Source organism: Nocardioides mangrovicus (assembly GCF_003674065.1).
Lineage (GTDB): Bacteria > Actinomycetota > Actinomycetes > Propionibacteriales > Nocardioidaceae > Marmoricola > Marmoricola mangrovicus.
Genome location: NZ_RDBE01000001.1, coordinates 279,140 through 295,387, shown reverse-complemented (window position 1 = coordinate 295,387; position 16,248 = coordinate 279,140). Strand labels below are relative to the sequence as shown.

Below are 16,248 nucleotides of genomic sequence, written 5' to 3'. Positions count from 1 at the left end.
GCCGTGACTGTGACAGACGACACAAGCGTCGCGCCAGGGTCGGGCCGCCAGCCCCCGCGCTGCACCTACACCGTGAGATCGCGCATCGCCTCGAAGGTCGTCGCGCCGGCGGCTCGCAGCTCGGCCGCCGGCGCCAGGCCGCCGGCGTACCCGAGCACCGTCATGCCGGCCGCGACACCTCCGGTGACGCCGTGGACGCTGTCCTCGAGCACCACGCACCGCTGCGGGTCGACGCCCATGCGCGTGGCGGCGAGCAGGAAGAGGTCAGGGGCGGGCTTGCCGTGCTCGACCTCCACGCCGGAGGAGATCCGGTCGCCGAAGCGCTCGGTGAGACCGGTGAGCGCGAGCTTGCGACGGATGCCGGTCGGCGTGCCGCTGGAGGCGACGCAGCACGCCACGCCGGCCTCCTCGAGCGCCGCGAGCACCTCCGGCACGCCCTCGACCGGGCGGAGCTCGCGCTCGAAGACCTCCTCCAGCGTGGGCACCAGCTCGGTCTCGAACCGGTGCGCGGCGTCCGCGCCGAGTCGCTCGGCGATCTCCGCGACCTCCGAGGCCAGCGTGCGCCCCATGAAGGAGGCGATGACCTCCTCGCGCGTCATCGGCCAGCCGATCTCGGCCAGCAGCCGCTGCTCCACCTCCACCGTGAGGATCTCGGAGTCGACCAGCACCCCGTCGCAGTCCCAGATCACCAGGTCGAAGTCAGCCAAGCGCACGACACTAGTCTCGACCACGTGTGGCGGACGGGCGGATGGGCACGTCGCCTGGTGCTGGCCGGGCGCCGCTTCGCCACGTGGCGGTTCAGCTGGCGCTGGCTGGGCAACGCGATGCGGTCGTTGCTGGTCTCCTTCGCCGCGCTCGCCGCGACGCTCTGGATCCTGCCGGGCGAGCAGGTGCCCGACGGCGGCGCCGAGACGATCGCGACGCTGGTGCTCACCGTGCTCGCGGTCGGCGCCGTGGTGCGTCCGTTCCTGACGCTGCTCACCGTGTTGCTGGGCAGCATCGGCCTGCTCGTGGTGGGCCTGCTGGCGCAGTCGGTGGTGCTGGGCGTCGCGCTGGCGCTCGTGCCCGGGATCCAGCCGCTGGCCGTGCCCGAGACCCTGCTCGCGGCGCTGCTGGTCTCGCTGGTGGCCGCGGCCCTGAACTGGGTGGTCGACTCCAGCACCGAGGAGGTCTTCTTCGCCCAGGTGCTCGGCCGGGCGGTGCGTGTGGCGCGGCAGCACGACGTCAGCGGCCCCGGTCTGCTGGTGGTGCAGCTCGACGGCGTCGCCGAGCCGCTGCTGCGCCAGGCCTCGGCCGCCGGCGCCATCCCGGCGATCACCCGGATGATCCGCGACGACGGCTACCGGCTGCGGCACTGGCACACCGGACTGCCCTCGACGACGCCCGCGGGGCAAGCGGTCCTGCTGCACGGCCAGGCCACCGCCATCCCGGCCTTCCGCTGGTGGGACAAGGACCGCGGCCGGCTGCTGGAGTGCAGCCGCGCGGGCGACGCCGCCGAGGCCGAGGCCGACTTCACCGACGGCCGCGGTCTGCTGGCCGACGGCGGGTTCAGCGTGGCCAACCTGTTCTCCGGCGACGCCCCGGAGCAGGCGCTGACGATGAGCCGCCCTCGCGTGCTCAAGGAACGCGGAGCGGCCGCCTTCGTCACCTCGCGCACCGGGTTCCTGCGCGCACTGGTGCTGCTGGCCGGGCAGATCGTCACCGAGTGGCACCAGGGGCGCCGGCAGCGGCGACGCAACGTGGAGCCGCGGGTCTCGCGCACCGGCGCGTTCCTCTTCCTGCGCGGGCTGACGACGGTGGTGCTGCGCGACCTCAGCGTCGCCATCGTCGCCGAGCAGATGGCGCGCGGCGTGCCGGTGATCTACGTCGACCTGCTCGACTACGACGAGGTCGCCCACCACGCCGGACCCACCCGGCCGGAGTCGATGCGGACCCTGGAGGGCATGGACCGCGTCGTGCAGTTCTTCGCCGAGCTCACCGAGGAGGTCGGCCGCGACTACGAGCTGGTCGTCGTCTCCGACCACGGCCAGACCCAGGGCAGCACCTTCGCCCAACGCGAGGGCCGCACGCTCTCCGAGGCCGTCCGCGAGCTGGTCGACTGCCCCACCGTCGAGGAGGAGCACCGCGCGCCGGCCGAGCTGCTGGCGCCGGTCAACCTGCTGCAGGCCGAGGGACGCCGCGCTCCGCTGGGCCCGCGCACCGGTCGACGCCGCGAGTCGGGGTCGCCCGACGCCGACCCGCCGGCCGACCCGCGCGAGGTGACCCGCGTCCGCGTGGTGGCCTCGGGCAGCATCGCCCACCTGTACCTGGTCGACGTCCCGGGCCGGCTGGCGCGCGAGGACGTCGAGGCGCTCACGCCTCGGCTGCTGCCCGGGCTGCTGGCGCTCGCGCACGTCGGCCTGGTCGTCACCCGTCGCGGCGACGGCGTGCTCGTGGTCGAGGGGGCGGGCGGGCGGCGGCTGCTCGGCGGCCCGCTCGGGCCGCAGACGTCGCAGGTCGAGGGCGCCGATCCACTGGCGGCGTACGGCAAGCACGCGGCAGCCGATCTCCTGGCGCTGGACGAGAAGTGGCACGTGGGCGACGTCGTCGTGCTCGGCCGCTGGGACCCCGCGCTGCGGGAGGTGGCGGCGTTCGAGGAGCTGGTGGGCTCCCACGGCGGCCTCGGCGGCTGGCAGAGCGACGCCATGCTCGTGCACCCGGGCCACTGGGAGGTGCCCGAGGGCCCGCTCGACGGGTTGGGCGTGCACCGGCTGCTGGTGGGCCGGCTGCGGCAGCTGGGGCTGCGCTCGGACCCCGAGCTCGAGCTGGAGCGCGCATGAGCGGCCTGGCTGTCACCTGGTGGGGCCACTCCTCGACGTCGGTGGAGCTGGGCGATCGCGTGGTGGCCACCGACCCGCTGCTCACCACCAACCTGTTCCACCTGCGCCGCAGCCCACCGGCTCCCCCGGCCGAGGCCGCCCGCGCCGACCTGGTGCTGGTCTCGCACCTGCACCACGACCACCTGCACCTGCCCTCGCTGGACCGGTTCGACGACGACGTGCCGGTGGTGGTGCCGCGCGGGGCACCCCGCGTGGTGCGCGGCCTCGACCGGCGACCGCTCCTCGAGGTGGCCCCGGGCGAGGAGGTGGAGGTGGCCGGCGTCCGCGTGCAGGTGCTGCCCGCCCACCACGACGGCCGCCGCTCGAACGTGTCGCGGCCACCCGTGGTGGTGCCCGCGGTCGGCTTCCGGCTCGAACGCGCCGGCCGCAGCCTCTGGTACCCCGGCGACACCGGCCGGCTGGACTTCACCGGCGTCGGTGCCGTCGACCTCGCCGCCGTGCCCATCGGCGGCTGGGGGCCCTCGCTGGGCGATGAGCACCTCGACCCCGCCCAGGCCGCGGCGGCGGTGGCCGAGGTGGGCGCCACGTGGAGCCTCGCGGTGCACTACGGCACCTTCTGGCCCATGGCGCTGCGCCGGGTCCACCCGCGCAACCACCGGCACTTCTTCATCACCCCGCCCACCCGCTTCCACGCCGCCGTGGCCGACCTCGGCGTCGCCACCCGCCCGCTGACCCCGCTGTTCGGCGAGCGTCAGGTGCTGGTGTGACCCCGGACCTCGCTCCGGGCATCGGACCGCTGGACCTGCTGACGCTGCTCGGCCTCGTCGCCTTCGGCTCGGTGGTGCCGGTGGTGCCCACCGGGGCCGCCGTCAGCGCGGCCGCCGTGCTGGCGCGCAACCACCACCCGTGGGAGATCGCCCTCGTCGTGGCCTGCGGCGGCGCCGGCGCCTACCTCGGCGACCTGGTCACCTACGCCGTCCTCCGCGTGGCCGGCGCCCCGCTGGCCCAGCGCGTCGGCTGGCTCCACGCCGACGACCCCGAGGGCACCCTGCGCCGGCTGCGCCAGCGCATCGAGGCCAACGAGGTCCGCGCCCTGCTGCTCTCCCGCCTCATCCCCGCCGGCCGGATCCCGGTGCTCCTGGCCGCCTCGCTCGGCGGCTACCCCCTGGCGAAGTTCGCCGTCGCCGACACCCTCGCCGCCCTGCTGTGGGCGCTCATGTACGCCGCGATCGGCGTCGTGGGCCACTCGCTGATCCCCAACACCACGATCGCCCTGGTCGTGGTGATCGCCGTGGCCGCGGTGCTCGGCATCGTCCTGCCCCGCCTGCGCCGGGACCGGTGAACCGGGGCGAACCGGGCGGTGGGTGACGGAAACTCCACTGCTGGTACCGAAATCCGAGCCACCATCTCGGGGTTTTGCCGGGCACCCGGCAAAACCCCCGCCGCTCGCCGGCCCACCGCCCGCCGAGCTGCGCCACCCGTCACGCAATCCCGGCGAACCGGACGGTGACCGACCGAAACTCCCCCATCGCTACCGAAATCCGAGCCGAATTCCCCGGGTTTTGCCGGGCACCCGGCAAAACCCCCGCCGGCCGCCGGCCGCCGGCCCTACCGGACCCGCGCCACCCGCCCCTCGTCCCACACCGGCTCGTCGGACTCATAGACCGACCCGTCGGCGCCGTAGACGAGGAACCGGTCGAACCCCCGGGCGAACCACCGGTCGTGGGTGACGGCGAGCACCGTGCCATCGAACTGCTGCAGGCCGGCCTCGAGCGCCTCGGCGGACTCGACGTCGAGGTTGTCGGTGGGCTCGTCGAGCAGCAGCAGGGTCGCACCCGACAGCTCCAGCAGCAGGATCTGGAACCGGGCCTGCTGGCCGCCGGAGAGCGACTCGAACCGCTGCTCGGCGGCGTGGGCGAGCTCGTAGCGGTCGAGCACCCGGGCGGCCTGCTCGCGGCCCATGCCCGCGCGATGGCCGTCGCCACGGTGCAGGATCTCCAGCAGCGTGCGGCCGACCAGCTCGGGGTGAGCGTGGGTCTGGACGAACCAGCCCGGGCGGACGCGAGCCCCCAGCTTGGCCGTACCGGTGTGGCGCACCGGCTCCACCGGGCGCTCGGAGACCGGCCGGTGCTCGACGTCGGGGTCGGAGCCGCCGGCGGCCAGCAGCCGCAGGAAGTGCGACTTGCCCGAGCCGTTGGACCCCAGCACCGCCACCCGTTCGCCGTACCAGACCTCCAGGTCGAAGGGGCGCATCAGGCCGACCAGCTCCACGCCCTCGCACACCACCGCCCGCTTGCCGGTACGACCACCGGTCAGCCGCATCGTCACCTGCTGCTCGCGGGGGATCGCCTGCGGCGGCCCGGCCTCCTCGAACTTGCGCAGCCGGGTCTGCGCCGCTCGGTACTGGGAGGCCAGGCCGTCGTTGTACTCGGCCTTGATCTTGTAGCGCAGCACGAGCGCCTTCAGCTTCGCGTGCTCCTCCTCCCAGCGACGGGCGAGCTCCTCGAAGCGCTCGAACCGTGCCCGCCGCGCGTCGTGGTAGGAGGCGAAGCCGCCGGGGTGGGTCCAGACCGTGTTGCCGGCCGCGCTCAGCTCCACGGTGACGATCCGCGTGGCGGTGTTGGCCAGCAGCTCGCGGTCGTGGCTGATCATCAAGATCGTCTTCGCCGACTCGGTGATCCGCCGCTCGAGCCACTGCTTGCCGGGCACGTCGAGGAAGTTGTCGGGCTCGTCGAGCAGCAGCACCTCGTCGGGGCCGGCCAGCAGGTACTCCAGCACCAGCCGCTTCTGCTCGCCGCCGGAGAGGGTGTCCAGGTCGCGGTGCCGGGCCCGGTCGAAGCCGATGCCCAGCGCGGCGGTGCAGCACACGTCCCAGGTGACCTCGAGGTCGTAGCCGCCGGCGTCGGCGTACTCGGCCAGCGCGGTGGCGTAGCGCAGCTGGGTCGGCTCGTCGTCGCGGTCCATGAGCAGCAGCTCGCAGGCGTCGACCTCCGCCGCGGCGGCGCGCACGCGCGGCGGCGCCACCGAGAGCAGCAGCTCGGCCACCGTCCGCGCACCCGACTGCGTCACCAGCTGCCGCATCTCGCCCAGCCCACCGCTGCGGGTCACGGCACCGGCGTGCGGCACCAGCTCGCCGCTGACGATGCGCAGCAGCGTCGTCTTCCCGGCACCGTTGGCGCCGACCAGCGCGACCTTCGCACCCTCGCCGACCCGGAACGACACGTCGTCGAGCAGCACCCGGCCGTCGGGGAGCTCGTAGCGCACCCCAGCGACGTCGACGTGACCCATGCCGAGATTGTGCGCCGGGTGCACCGGACGACGCATCCCGAAATCCCGGGCGCTCCACAGGAAAGGCACAGCGGCGCTCGGGAGCCTTACGGCCATGACCTCCTCCGCTGACCCCGTTCACGATAGAGATCGCCGCACCCGACGCGTCGGCCGGCTGCGCAGCGCCCTCTTGGGAACCGCCGTGGCCGCCTCACTCGGCGTCGCCACCGCCCTGGGACTGCAGACCGCGGCCACCGCGACCACGACCTCCAGCACGGGCACGGCCTCCTCGGGCACGCCGACCACCACCACGTCGGACGGCACCTCGAGCTCATCGAGCAGCTCGACCAAGACCAGCAGCCTGGTCACCACCGGCAGCAGCGACAGCTCGTCGGCGGCCACCACGAGCGGGTCGTAGCCGTGCTGCCCACCTACGACTTCGACCTGTGGAGCTGCGAGTGCCGCCTGGTCACCACAGACGTCGACGCGCTCGCCCCGGCCGTCCAGCTGGCCCGTGAGCTGCTGCACGAGGTCGAGACCGCCTGCAGCCGGTTCCGCCCGGACTCCGAGCTCATGCGGCTGCGCGCGGGCTGGAACGACGTCTCCCCCATGCTGGCGGAGCTGCTGCGCGAGGCCCTCGTCGCGGCCTGGCTCTCCGACGGCGCCGTGGACCCGACGCTGGGACGGGCCATCACCGGCCTGGGCTACGACGCCGACATCGCGGCCGTCCGCAGCCGGACGCTGAGCCTGGTCGAGGCCGACCCGCGCGACGTCGTGGGACCCGCCGCGGGCTGGCGCAGCCTGCGGCTCGACGGCCACCGGGTCTTCCGTCCCGACGACGTGCAGCTGGACCTCGGCGCCACCGCGAAGGCCGCCGCGGCCGACCGCGTCGCCGCGACCGTCGCGGAGCAGCTGGGCTGCGGAGTGCTGGTCTCGCTCGGCGGCGACGTCGCCACCGCCGGCCCCGGCCCCCGCGGGGGCTGGCAGATCACCGTGCAGGACCTGCCGACCGACTCGGTGCACCAGGTCAGCCTCGCGGAGGGGGCCGCGATCGCGACGTCGAGCACGATGCGCCGCACCTGGACCGCCGGCGAGCGTCGGCTGCACCACCTGCTCGACCCGGCCACCGGCATGCCCACCCGCGGCCCGTGGCGCACCGTCACCGTCGTGGCCGAGGACTGCGCCCGCGCCAACACCGCGACCACCGCCGCCATCGTCAAGGGCGACGACGCCGTCGAGTGGCTCGAGGGTCTCGGTCTGCCGACACGGCTGGTCGACGAGGCCGGCGCCGTGCGCACGCTCAACGGGTTCCCGCGCGAGGTCGCGGCGTAGTCATGGCTGGGTGCGAGTGGGACGTGGCCGAGATGGATGAGGCCCGACATGGATGAAGCACTGTGGGCGCTGGGCCGAGGAACCGGCGTCGTCGCGCTGGTCTGCTTCACGCTGACGATGGTGCTCGGCATCATGGGCTGCGGCGGGCGCAACGCATTGGGCGTCGGCCGGTTCGGCCTCAACGAGCTGCACCGCACCGCGGCGCTGACCGGCGTCGGCCTCATCGCCGTGCACGTGGGCTCGCTGATGTTCGATCCCTACGCCCAGCTCTCGGTGGTCGACGCCGTCGTGCCGTTCCTGGGCGACTACCGACCGCTGTGGCAGGGGCTCGGCACGCTGGCGGTCGACCTGCTGCTCGTGGTCACCGTGGTGAGCCTGCTGCGCGACAGGGTCGGCCCCCGGGTCTTCCGCGCCGTCCACCTGCTCACCTACCTGATGTGGCCGGTGGCGCTCGCGCACGCCGTCGGCAACGGCACCGACAACACCTCGGCCTGGATGATCGGCCTGGCCGCCGGCTGCGTGCTCGCGGTGGCCCTGGCGGTCGGCTGGCGGCTCTCCCCGGCGTTCGTCGGGCGCGGCCGCGTGCGCGTCGAACGGAGGCTCGGAACATGACCATCACGCCCGTGGCGACCGCCCGACTGCTGGGCGGCACACCACCGGACCCGCTGCCGCGGATCTCGCTCGACGAGGTCGTCGACCTCGCCGCCCGCTCGGGTCTCACCGGCCGCGGCGGCGCTGGCTTCCCCACCGAGCGCAAGCTCGCGGCGGTCGCGGCGTCGCGCGCCCGACCGGTCGTGGTCGGCAACGCGATGGAGGGCGAGCCACTCTCACGCAAGGACGCCCTGCTGCTACGGACCTCACCCGGTCTCGTGCTCGACGGGCTGGAGCTCCTCGGCGGTGCGCTCCGCGTGAAGCGGACCGTGCTCGCGGTCGGCCATCACATCGACCCCTCCGCCGTCCAGGTGGCAGCGGCCCAGCGCCCGGTCGAGGTACGCCGCGTCGAGGGCGGGTTCGCCGCCGGCCAGGAGTCGGCGCTGGTCAACCGGCTGGCCGGCCGTCCGGGCCTCCCCTCCGACCCGCGGCGCCCGGTGTGGCAGCACGGGCTCGACGGCCGCCCGACGCTCGTCCTCAATGCCGAGACGCTGGCCCGGCTGGCCCTGCTCGCCCGCTACGGCGACGCCGTCGTGCCCGGCACCCGGCTGGTCTCGGTGAGCGGCAGCTCCGCCGATGTCCTGGCCAGGCCCGGCGTCCACGAGGTGGCCGAGGGCTCGACGCTGGGCGAGGTGCTGGAGGCGGCCGGCGTGGCCACCATGCGAGTGAGGGCGGTGCTCGCCGGCGGTTACCACGGCACCTGGCGCACCCGTCCCGACGACCGGCTCGACGTCGGCATCGTCCACGTGCTCGACCGCCGCGACTGCCCGCTGCGGGCCAGCGCCGACATCGCCTCCTACCTGGCCCGCGAGAGCCTCGGCCAGTGCGGGCCGTGCCTCAACGGGCTGCCGCGCATGGCCCATGCGCTGGACCGCCTGGCACGGCGCGAGGCCGACCCGACCCTGAGCGCCGACGTCGAGCGCATGCAGGCGCTGGTCATCGGCCGCGGTGCCTGCGGTCATCCCGACGGCACGGCCCGCTTCGTGGCCAGCACGATGCAGGTCTTCGCCGGCCACGTCACCGAGCACCAGGCGGGCCGGTGTCACGCGGCATGAGGGTGCACATCGACTGGACCCGCTGCGACGGCCACGGCGCCTGCGCCGAGCTGCTCCCCGAGCTGCTCGCCACCGACGAGTGGGGCTACCCGCAGAGCCGCTCCGGCGAGCGCGACCCGCTGGTGCCCGCCGAGCTCGAGCGCTACGCCCACCGCGCGCGCAACGCCTGCCCGCTGCAGGCGCTGCGACTCGTACCCTGACGGGGTGCAGCTGACCGACATCCGCCGCTACCCGGTGAAGTCGTGTCGCGGCGAGTCGATCGCCGAGGCCGTGGTCGAGCCGTGGGGGCTGCGGGGCGACCGCCGCTGGATGGTCGTCGACGCCGACGGCGACGTCATCACCGCCCGCGAGTGCAACCCCATGGTGCTGATCCGCCCGGTCATCACCGAGACCGGGCTGGTGCTCGGGGCGCCGGACCTGCCCGACCTCACCGTCGCCCGCCCGACCGGCGAGCGGCTGCAGCGCGTCGGCATCTGGAGCAGCGACCTCGACGCCGCACCGGCCGGGGCCGAGGCCGACGCCTGGCTGTCGAAGGCGATGGGACGCGACGCCCACCTCGTCTACCTCGACGACCCCACCCGGCGGGCCACCGACCCCGACTACTCCGAGCCGACCGACCGCGTCTCCTTCGCCGACGGCTACCCGCTGCTGCTCGCCACGCAGGAGTCGCTGGCCGCTCTCAACGACGCCGTGCACGAGAGGCACCAGGGCCAGCACGAGCCGATGACGATGACCCGGTTCCGCCCCAACGTCGTGCTGAGCGGCGCCCCGGCGTGGGCGGAGGACGACTGGCACCTGGTCCGCATCGGCGAGGCCACCTTCCGCTCGGTCAAGCCCTGCGACCGCTGCGTGCTGACCACCATCGACCCCGAGACCGCCGCCCGCGGCCACGAACCGATCGCCACACTGGCCCGGATCCGCCGCCGCGGCAGCAAGACGCTCTTCGGCGTCAACCTCGTCCCCGACTCCCCCGGCGCCGTCATCCGGGTCGGCGACGAGGCCGAGGTGCTGGGCTAGACCTCGCGCCGGCTGCGCACGTGCGACGTGGGCGCGCCGAATCCGGCCGAGATGGCGCGCCAGGTGCGCACGGGTGCGGTTGGCGCACCTGCCCGGCGATCGCGGCCGCTCAGTCCGCGGTCTGCTTGGCCCACAGGTTGACGCCCGACTCCACCGCGTCGGCGTCGATCAGGGCCAGCTCCTCGTCCGTCAGCGGCGGGCCGTCGAGGGCGTCGAGGTTGGTGTCGAGCTGCTCGACGCTGGAGGCGCCGATGACCGCCGAGGTCACCCGAGGGTCGCGCAGTGCCCACTGCAGCGCGAGCTGGGCCAGCTGCTGGCCGCGGTCGGCGGCGATCTGGTTGAGCCGGCGCACGTGGTCGAGCGTCCGCTCGTCGAGGTGGCTCCGGTCGATCGAGCTGCCCTCGCGCGCGGCACGGGAGTCGGCCGGGACGCCGTCGAGGTAGCGGTCGGTGAGCACGCCCTGGGCGAGCGCGGTGAACACGATGCAGCCCATCCCCTGCGCCTCGAGCTCGTCGAGGAGGCTGTTGTCGGGGCCCGGCTCCTCGATCCAGCGGTTGAGCATCGAGTACGAGGGCTGATGGATCAGCAGCGGCGTGCCGAGGTCGCGCGCGATCTCGGCCGCCTCCCGGGTCTTGGTGGGCGAGTAGGAGGAGATCCCGACGTAGAGCGCACGCCCGGAGCGGACGGCGGCGTCGAGCGCCATCATCGTCTCCGCCACCGGCGTCTCGGGGTCGAAGCGGTGGCTGTAGAAGATGTCGACGTAGTCCAGGCCCAGCCGCGCCAGCGACTGGTCGAGCGAGGCCAGCACGTACTTCCGCGAGCCGCCACCCTGCCCGTACGGCCCGGGCCACATGTCCCAGCCGGCCTTGGTCGAGATGACCAGCTCGTCGCGCAGGCCGGCGAAGTCGTCGCGCAGGTAGCGGCCGAAGTTCTCCTCGGCCCGCCCGTAGGGCGGGCCGTAGTTGTTGGCCAGGTCGATGTGGGTGACCCCCCGGTCGAACGCTCGCCGCAGGATGGCGCGCTGGGTGTCCTCGGGGCGGTCGGTGCCGAAGTTCTGCCACAGCCCCAGCGACATCGCGGGCAGCTTCAACCCGCTCCTCCCGGTGAAGCGGTACTCCATGTGGTCGTAGCGGTCGTCGGCCGGCGTCCAGGTCATGGACGTCACTGTGTCATCCGGGCTGGGGTCACCCGCGTCTCCAGCACCCGGAACCCCTTCGCGCTGGCCAGCTTCGTGGTCGGGTAGCCCTGCTCGCCCAGCCACGACGCCAGCGAGTCGGCCCCCAGGTTCTTGCCCACCACCATCACCGCACGGCCGCCCGGCGCCAGCCGCGGCAGCCAGGTGAGCAGCAGCTCGTGCAGCGCCTGCTTGCCGATCCGGATCGGCGGGTTGGACCAGATCTCGTCGTACGTCGTCTCCGGCAGCGAGGTGGCCGCGGTGTAGCGGTCGGCGACGTCGAGCGAGGCGGCATTCTCGTTGGCCAGCAGCAGCGCACGCTCGTTGACGTCCACCGCGTCGACCACCGCACTCGGCTGGGCCACGGCGATCGCCAGCCCGATGACGCCGTAGCCGCAGCCCAGGTCGAGGTAGCGACCGGGGCCGGGCGGCTCGGTCTCGCGCAGCAGCACCGCGGTGCCGACGTCGAGCCGACCGTTGGCGAACACGCCGCTGCCGGAGGAGAGCTCGAGGTCGTGCCCCCAGACCGTGGCGGCCACCGGCGACCGCTCGAACGGCACGCTCGGGTCGGCGGAGAAGTAGTGGTCGGTCACGGGGTGGATCCCAGCGTGCGCACCACTCGGGCCCGGGAGGCCTGGTCCGCCAGGTCGTCGTCGGGCGGGTAGCCGACCTCCTCCAGCGTCAGCCCGTGGGCGGGCATGACCGTGACGCCGGGGTCGCGTCGCTGCCCGGCCAGCACCTCGCCCGCCCAGCCGGCGTCGCGGCGCCCCTCCCCGACGGCGGCCAGGCAGCCCACCAGCGCCCGCACCATGCTGTGGCAGAACGCGTCGGCGCGCACGGTGCCCACCAGCACGCCCGAGGCGTCGCGCTCCCACGCCAGGTCGAGCAGCGTGCGGATGGTGGTGGCCCCCTCACGACGCTTGCAGAACGCGGCGAAGTCGTGCTCGCCGAGCAGCGCCGCCGCCGCCCGGTTCATCGCGTCGACGTCGAGCAGCCGCGGCCAGGCCACCACCTCGCCGCGCCGCAGCGGGTCCATCGCCTCGGCGGTGTCGGCGATCCGGTAGGCGTAGCGCCGCCACAGCGCCGAGAACCGGGCGTCGAACCCCTCGGGCGCCTCGCTCACCGACCTCACGCGGACGTCGTGGGCCAGCACCCCGTTGAGCCGTCGGGCGAGCCGGTCGTCGTGCTGATCGACGTCGACGTGCGCCACCTGACCGCGTGCGTGCACCCCGCTGTCGGTGCGCCCGGCCACGGTTAGCTGGGTGCCGGTGGTGCGCAGGACGGTGTCGAGCGCCGCCTCCAGGTCGCCCTGCACGGTGCGCAGCCCGGGCTGCGCCGCCCAGCCGTGGAAGGCGGCGCCGTCGTAGGAGAGGTCGATCCGCAACCGCACCCGGTGAAGAATAGTGAGGTGCCCTCCCCGGTCATCCTCATCTGTGCCCCCGCGCACGACGACGTGCTCTGCGAGCAGCTCGCCCGCTACGAGCGCGAGTACGACGTCGTCTGCACCACGAGCGGGGCCGAGTCCTACGAGCGCCTCCGTGAGCTGGTCGACGCGGGCCGTCAGGTGGCGCTCATCGTCACCGAGTCGACGCTGCCCGACGCCGAGATCCTCTGGGCCTTCCACGAGTGGCGCACCCTGGTGCCCACCGCCCGCCGCGTCGTCGCGGCCCACTACACCCGGTTCCGCGAGGACGCCGACGGGCTGCGCCCGGCGTTGGCCCTGGGCAAGTACGACGCCTACCTGCTGATGCCACGCGGGGTCCGCGACGAGGAGTTCCACGGTGCGCTCACCGAGCTGCTCTCCGACTGGGGCTCCACCGTGCCCGACCCAGAGGTGCCGTCGACCAAGATCATCGCCACCGCCCACGATCCCGTCGTGGGCGCCATCCGCGACTTCCTCGACCGGATGGGCATGCCCAGCCGCGTCTACTCACCCGACTCCGAGGTCGGCCGGCGCGTGCTGGGCCAGCTGCCGCCCGATGACCAGGGCCGGCTGCCGGTCATCTGGGCGTTCTCCCGCGGCGTCCCCGAACCGGTCTCATCCGTGCGCGACGTCGCGGTCAGCATCTACGGGCGACCCGACGAGGTCGACGTCGACACGGTCGTCGACGTCGCCATCGTCGGGGCCGGCCCGGCCGGTCTGGCGGCCGCCGTCTATGCCTCCTCCGAGGGCCTGTCGACCGTCGTCGTCGAGGCCGAGGCCGTCGGCGGGCAGGCCGGCACCAGCTCGATGATCCGCAACTACCTCGGCTTCCCGCGCGGCATCTCCGGCATGCGGCTGGCCCAGCGCGCCCGCAGCCAGGCCATCCGGTTCGGCACGCGCTTCTTCACCGGCCTGCCGGTCACCTCGCTGGTCGCCGGCACCGACGGGGAGCCCCACCGGCTGGTCACCGAGAGCGGCGAGGTCCGTGCCCGCTCGGTGGTCATCTCCTCCGGCGTCGCCTACCGGCGGCTCGGCGTACCCGCCGTCGACGACCTCATCGGCCGCGGCGTCCACTACGGCGCCGCCGTCAGTGCCGCCCGCGACATGGACGGCCGCGACGTGTTCGTGGTCGGCGGCGGCAACTCCGCCGGTCAGGCCGCGCTGCACCTCTCGCGCTTCGCCCGCTCGGTGACGATCCTGATCCGGCGCCCCGAGGTCTCCGAGACGATGTCGGACTACCTGGTCCGCGAGATCGCCTTCAACCCGGTCGTCTCCATCCGGCCCTGCGCCGAGGTCGTCGACGGCGGCGGCGAGGCCTCGCTGGAGTGGATCGATGTGCGCGACCTCACCGACGGCACCGTCGCGCGCCACGAGGCGGCCGGTCTCTTCCTGCTGCTGGGCGCCTCGCCGCACTGCGACTGGATCCCCGAGCCGATCTGCCGCGACGAGCACGGCTTCGTCCTCACCGGCCGCGACGTCCCCCAGCACCTGTGGACCGAAGGCCTGCCGCCGGCCAACCTGGAGACCACCGTCCCCGGCGTCTACGCCGCCGGCGACGTCCGCGGCGGCTCGATGAAGCGGGTGGCCGCCGCCTCCGGCGAGGGTGCCTCCGTGGTGCCGCTCGTGCATGCGTACCTGGCCGAACTGGCCCAGGACGTCATACGAACTGGTCGCTCCGGGCGCCAGCACGTATGACGTCTCGGCCACCGACGTCGAAGGGGCCCGCCACCTCGCGGTGACGGGCCCCTTCGACAGGTGCTGGCTACTACGCCTTGTCCTTGGACTCCTCGACAGCAGGCTCCTCGGCAGCGGAGTCCTCGGCGGGGGTCTCCTCGGCCGGAGTCTCCTCGGCGGGGGTCTCCTCGGCGGGGGTCTCCTCAGCCGGGGTCTCCTCAGCCGGGGTCTCCTCAGCCGGGGTCTCCTGCACGACCGGGGCGGCGGCCGGGGCCGGGGTCGAGCGCTTCGCCGAGGCGGGCTTGGGCTCGTAGGCCTCGGTCACCAGCTCGATGACCGCCATGGGGGCGTTGTCGCCCTTGCGGGGGCCGAGCTTGGTGATGCGGGTGTAGCCACCCGGACGCTCCGCGAACGACGGCGCGATCTCGGTGAACAGCGCGTGCACCACCGACTTGTCGCGGATGGTCCTGAGGACCTCACGACGGTGGTGGATGCTCGCGACGCTGCCGAGCTCGGCCTTCTTGGCCTTGGTGATCAGCTTCTCCGCGACCGGGCGCAGCACACGCGCCTTGGCCTCGGTGGTGGTGATCCGACCGTGCTCGAAGAGCGCGGTGGCCAGGTTGGCGACGATCAGCCGCTGGTGCGACGGGCTGCCGCCGAGGCGGGCACCCTTCTTGGGAGTAGGCATGGTGACTCTCGTTCCTCCCCGGCCGTGTCAGGTACCGAGGTAGTGATGATGATCTAGTACTGCTCGTCCTCGAGCGAGGCGCCGTCGCCCTCGTCGTAGTCGTCGTCGTAGGCGGCCAGGTGCGCCGACGGGTCGAAGCCCGGGGCGCTGTCCTTGAGCGAGAGACCCATCTCGTGCAGCTTCGCCTTGACCTCGTCGATCGACTTGGCGCCGAAGTTGCGGATGTCGAGCAGATCCTGCTCGGAGCGGGAGATCAGCTCGCCCACCGTGTGGATGCCCTCGCGCTTGAGGCAGTTGTAGGAGCGGACCGTCAGCTGCAGGTCCTCGACCGGCAGCGCCAGGTCGGCGGCCAGCTGCTCGTCGACCGGCGACGGGCCGATGTCGATGCCCTCGGCCTCGACGTTGAGCTCGCGGGCCAGCCCGAACAGCTCGACCAGGGTCTTACCGGCCGAGGCGATGGCGTCGCGCGGGCGGATCGACTGCTTGGTCTCGACGTCGATGACCAGCTTGTCGAAGTCGGTGCGCTGCTCGACACGGGTGGCCTCGACCTTGTAGGTCACCTTCAGGACCGGCGAGTAGATCGAGTCCACCGGCATCCGGCCGATCTCGTTGTCGGCGCCCTTGTTCTGCACGGCGCTGACGTAGCCGCGACCCCGCTCGACGACGAGCTCCATCTCGAGCTTGCCCTTGTCGTTGAGGGTGGCGATCTTCAGGTCGGGGTTGTGCACCTCGACGCCGGCCGGCGGCGCGATGTCGGCCGCGGTGACGTCACCGGCGCCCTGCTTGCGCAGGTACATGGTGACCGGCTCGTCGTGCTCGGAGGAGACGACGAGGCCCTTGAGGTTGAGGATGATCTCGGTGACGTCCTCCTTGACGCCCTCGATCGTGGAGAACTCGTGCAGCGCGGTGTCGACCTTGATGCTGGTGACGGAGGCACCAGGGATCGAGGACAGCAGGGTGCGACGCAGCGAGTTGCCCAGGGTGTAGCCGAAGCCCGGCTCGAGCGGCTCGATGACGAACCGGGAGCGGAACTCGTCGACGGTCTCTTCCGACAGGGTCGGACGCTGAGCGATGAGCACTGCTGGTTTCCTTTCCGAGCCCACCCGCTATATGACGAGCTCGAACTGCATTTTTCGTGTGGTGGGAAG

The 16,248-nt window shown here is 73.3% G+C and carries 17 protein-coding genes; 9 read left to right on the top strand and 8 right to left on the bottom strand.

Annotated features, from left to right (window positions below):
* Nucleotides 1-65: 65 nt before the first annotated feature.
* The gene (locus D9V37_RS01495) at nt 66-707 is read right to left on the bottom strand and encodes an HAD family hydrolase (protein WP_121804902.1); all 642 of its coding nucleotides are present in this window, start codon (nt 705-707) and stop codon (nt 66-68) included.
* A gap of 24 nt (nt 708-731) precedes the next feature.
* Here D9V37_RS01495 and D9V37_RS01490 point away from each other — a divergent pair, with 24 nt between their 5' ends.
* Genes D9V37_RS01490 through D9V37_RS01480 form a run of 3 tightly spaced genes read left to right on the top strand, consistent with a single transcriptional unit; the run spans nt 732 to nt 4,161 of the window.
* A complete protein-coding gene (locus D9V37_RS01490; RefSeq protein ID WP_147455832.1) occupies nt 732-2,819 on the top strand; it encodes a phage holin family protein in 2,088 nt (695 codons plus the stop codon).
* Nucleotides 2,816-3,586: an MBL fold metallo-hydrolase gene (locus tag D9V37_RS01485; RefSeq protein WP_121804351.1), complete on the top strand. Its 771-nt coding sequence runs from the start codon at nt 2,816-2,818 to the stop codon at nt 3,584-3,586. The genes D9V37_RS01490 and D9V37_RS01485 overlap by 4 nt, the downstream gene beginning before the upstream one ends.
* Nucleotides 3,583-4,161, top strand: coding sequence for a DedA family protein (locus D9V37_RS01480; protein ID WP_158604342.1), 579 nt, complete (start codon nt 3,583-3,585; stop codon nt 4,159-4,161). Before D9V37_RS01485 ends, D9V37_RS01480 begins: the two co-directional genes overlap by 4 nt.
* A 266-nt stretch (nt 4,162-4,427) precedes the next feature.
* On the opposite strand, the gene D9V37_RS01475 is transcribed toward D9V37_RS01480, so the two are convergent.
* Complete coding sequence (locus D9V37_RS01475) at nt 4,428-6,107, bottom strand: ABC-F family ATP-binding cassette domain-containing protein (RefSeq protein WP_121804349.1); 1,680 nt, start codon at nt 6,105-6,107, stop codon at nt 4,428-4,430.
* A 117-nt stretch (nt 6,108-6,224) separates the two neighbouring features.
* Nucleotides 6,225-6,491, bottom strand: a complete 267-nt coding sequence (locus D9V37_RS01470) for a hypothetical protein (RefSeq protein WP_121804348.1) — start codon at nt 6,489-6,491, stop codon at nt 6,225-6,227.
* Nucleotides 6,492-6,506: 15 nt separating this feature from the next.
* Here D9V37_RS01470 and D9V37_RS01465 point away from each other — a divergent pair, with 15 nt between their 5' ends.
* Genes D9V37_RS01465 through D9V37_RS01445 form a run of 5 tightly spaced genes read left to right on the top strand, consistent with a single transcriptional unit; the run spans nt 6,507 to nt 10,141 of the window.
* Nucleotides 6,507-7,418 carry an FAD:protein FMN transferase gene (locus tag D9V37_RS01465; protein WP_121804347.1) on the top strand — a complete coding sequence of 304 codons (912 nt, stop codon included), beginning with the start codon at nt 6,507-6,509 and terminating at the stop codon, nt 7,416-7,418.
* Nucleotides 7,419-7,466: 48 nt separating this feature from the next.
* The gene (locus D9V37_RS01460; protein WP_121804346.1) at nt 7,467-8,030 is read left to right on the top strand and encodes a ferric reductase-like transmembrane domain-containing protein; all 564 of its coding nucleotides are present in this window, start codon (nt 7,467-7,469) and stop codon (nt 8,028-8,030) included.
* Nucleotides 8,027-9,124, top strand: a complete 1,098-nt coding sequence (locus D9V37_RS01455; RefSeq protein WP_121804345.1) for an NADH-ubiquinone oxidoreductase-F iron-sulfur binding region domain-containing protein — start codon at nt 8,027-8,029, stop codon at nt 9,122-9,124. The genes D9V37_RS01460 and D9V37_RS01455 overlap by 4 nt, the downstream gene beginning before the upstream one ends.
* Nucleotides 9,121-9,324 (top strand): ferredoxin, encoded by a 204-nt coding sequence (locus tag D9V37_RS01450; protein WP_121804344.1) that lies wholly within the window; start codon nt 9,121-9,123, stop codon nt 9,322-9,324. The genes D9V37_RS01455 and D9V37_RS01450 overlap by 4 nt, the downstream gene beginning before the upstream one ends.
* Before the next feature lie 4 nt (nt 9,325-9,328).
* Nucleotides 9,329-10,141, top strand: coding sequence for an MOSC domain-containing protein (locus tag D9V37_RS01445; RefSeq protein WP_121804343.1), 813 nt, complete (start codon nt 9,329-9,331; stop codon nt 10,139-10,141).
* 109 nt (nt 10,142-10,250) lie between these two features.
* Here D9V37_RS01445 and mgrA read toward each other — a convergent pair whose 3' ends face one another.
* Genes mgrA through truA form a run of 3 tightly spaced genes read right to left on the bottom strand, consistent with a single transcriptional unit; the run spans nt 10,251 to nt 12,705 of the window.
* Complete coding sequence (mgrA, locus tag D9V37_RS01440) at nt 10,251-11,297, bottom strand: L-glyceraldehyde 3-phosphate reductase (protein WP_121804901.1); 1,047 nt, start codon at nt 11,295-11,297, stop codon at nt 10,251-10,253.
* Nucleotides 11,298-11,302: 5 nt separating this feature from the next.
* On the bottom strand, nt 11,303-11,908 hold the full coding sequence (locus D9V37_RS01435; RefSeq protein WP_121804342.1) for a class I SAM-dependent methyltransferase: 606 nt from the start codon (nt 11,906-11,908) through the stop codon (nt 11,303-11,305).
* A complete protein-coding gene (truA, locus tag D9V37_RS01430; RefSeq protein ID WP_121804341.1) occupies nt 11,905-12,705 on the bottom strand; it encodes a tRNA pseudouridine(38-40) synthase TruA in 801 nt (266 codons plus the stop codon). The genes D9V37_RS01435 and truA overlap by 4 nt, the downstream gene beginning before the upstream one ends.
* An 18-nt stretch (nt 12,706-12,723) precedes the next feature.
* On the opposite strand from truA, the gene D9V37_RS01425 reads away from it, so the two are divergent.
* Complete coding sequence (locus D9V37_RS01425) at nt 12,724-14,433, top strand: FAD-dependent oxidoreductase (RefSeq protein WP_121804340.1); 1,710 nt, start codon at nt 12,724-12,726, stop codon at nt 14,431-14,433.
* 70 nt (nt 14,434-14,503) lie between these two features.
* Here D9V37_RS01425 and rplQ read toward each other — a convergent pair whose 3' ends face one another.
* Nucleotides 14,504-15,100 (bottom strand): 50S ribosomal protein L17, encoded by a 597-nt coding sequence (gene rplQ, locus D9V37_RS01420; protein ID WP_121804339.1) that lies wholly within the window; start codon nt 15,098-15,100, stop codon nt 14,504-14,506.
* Nucleotides 15,101-15,153: 53 nt separating this feature from the next.
* On the bottom strand, nt 15,154-16,179 hold the full coding sequence (locus tag D9V37_RS01415; protein ID WP_121804338.1) for a DNA-directed RNA polymerase subunit alpha: 1,026 nt from the start codon (nt 16,177-16,179) through the stop codon (nt 15,154-15,156).
* Nucleotides 16,180-16,248 lie beyond the last annotated feature (69 nt).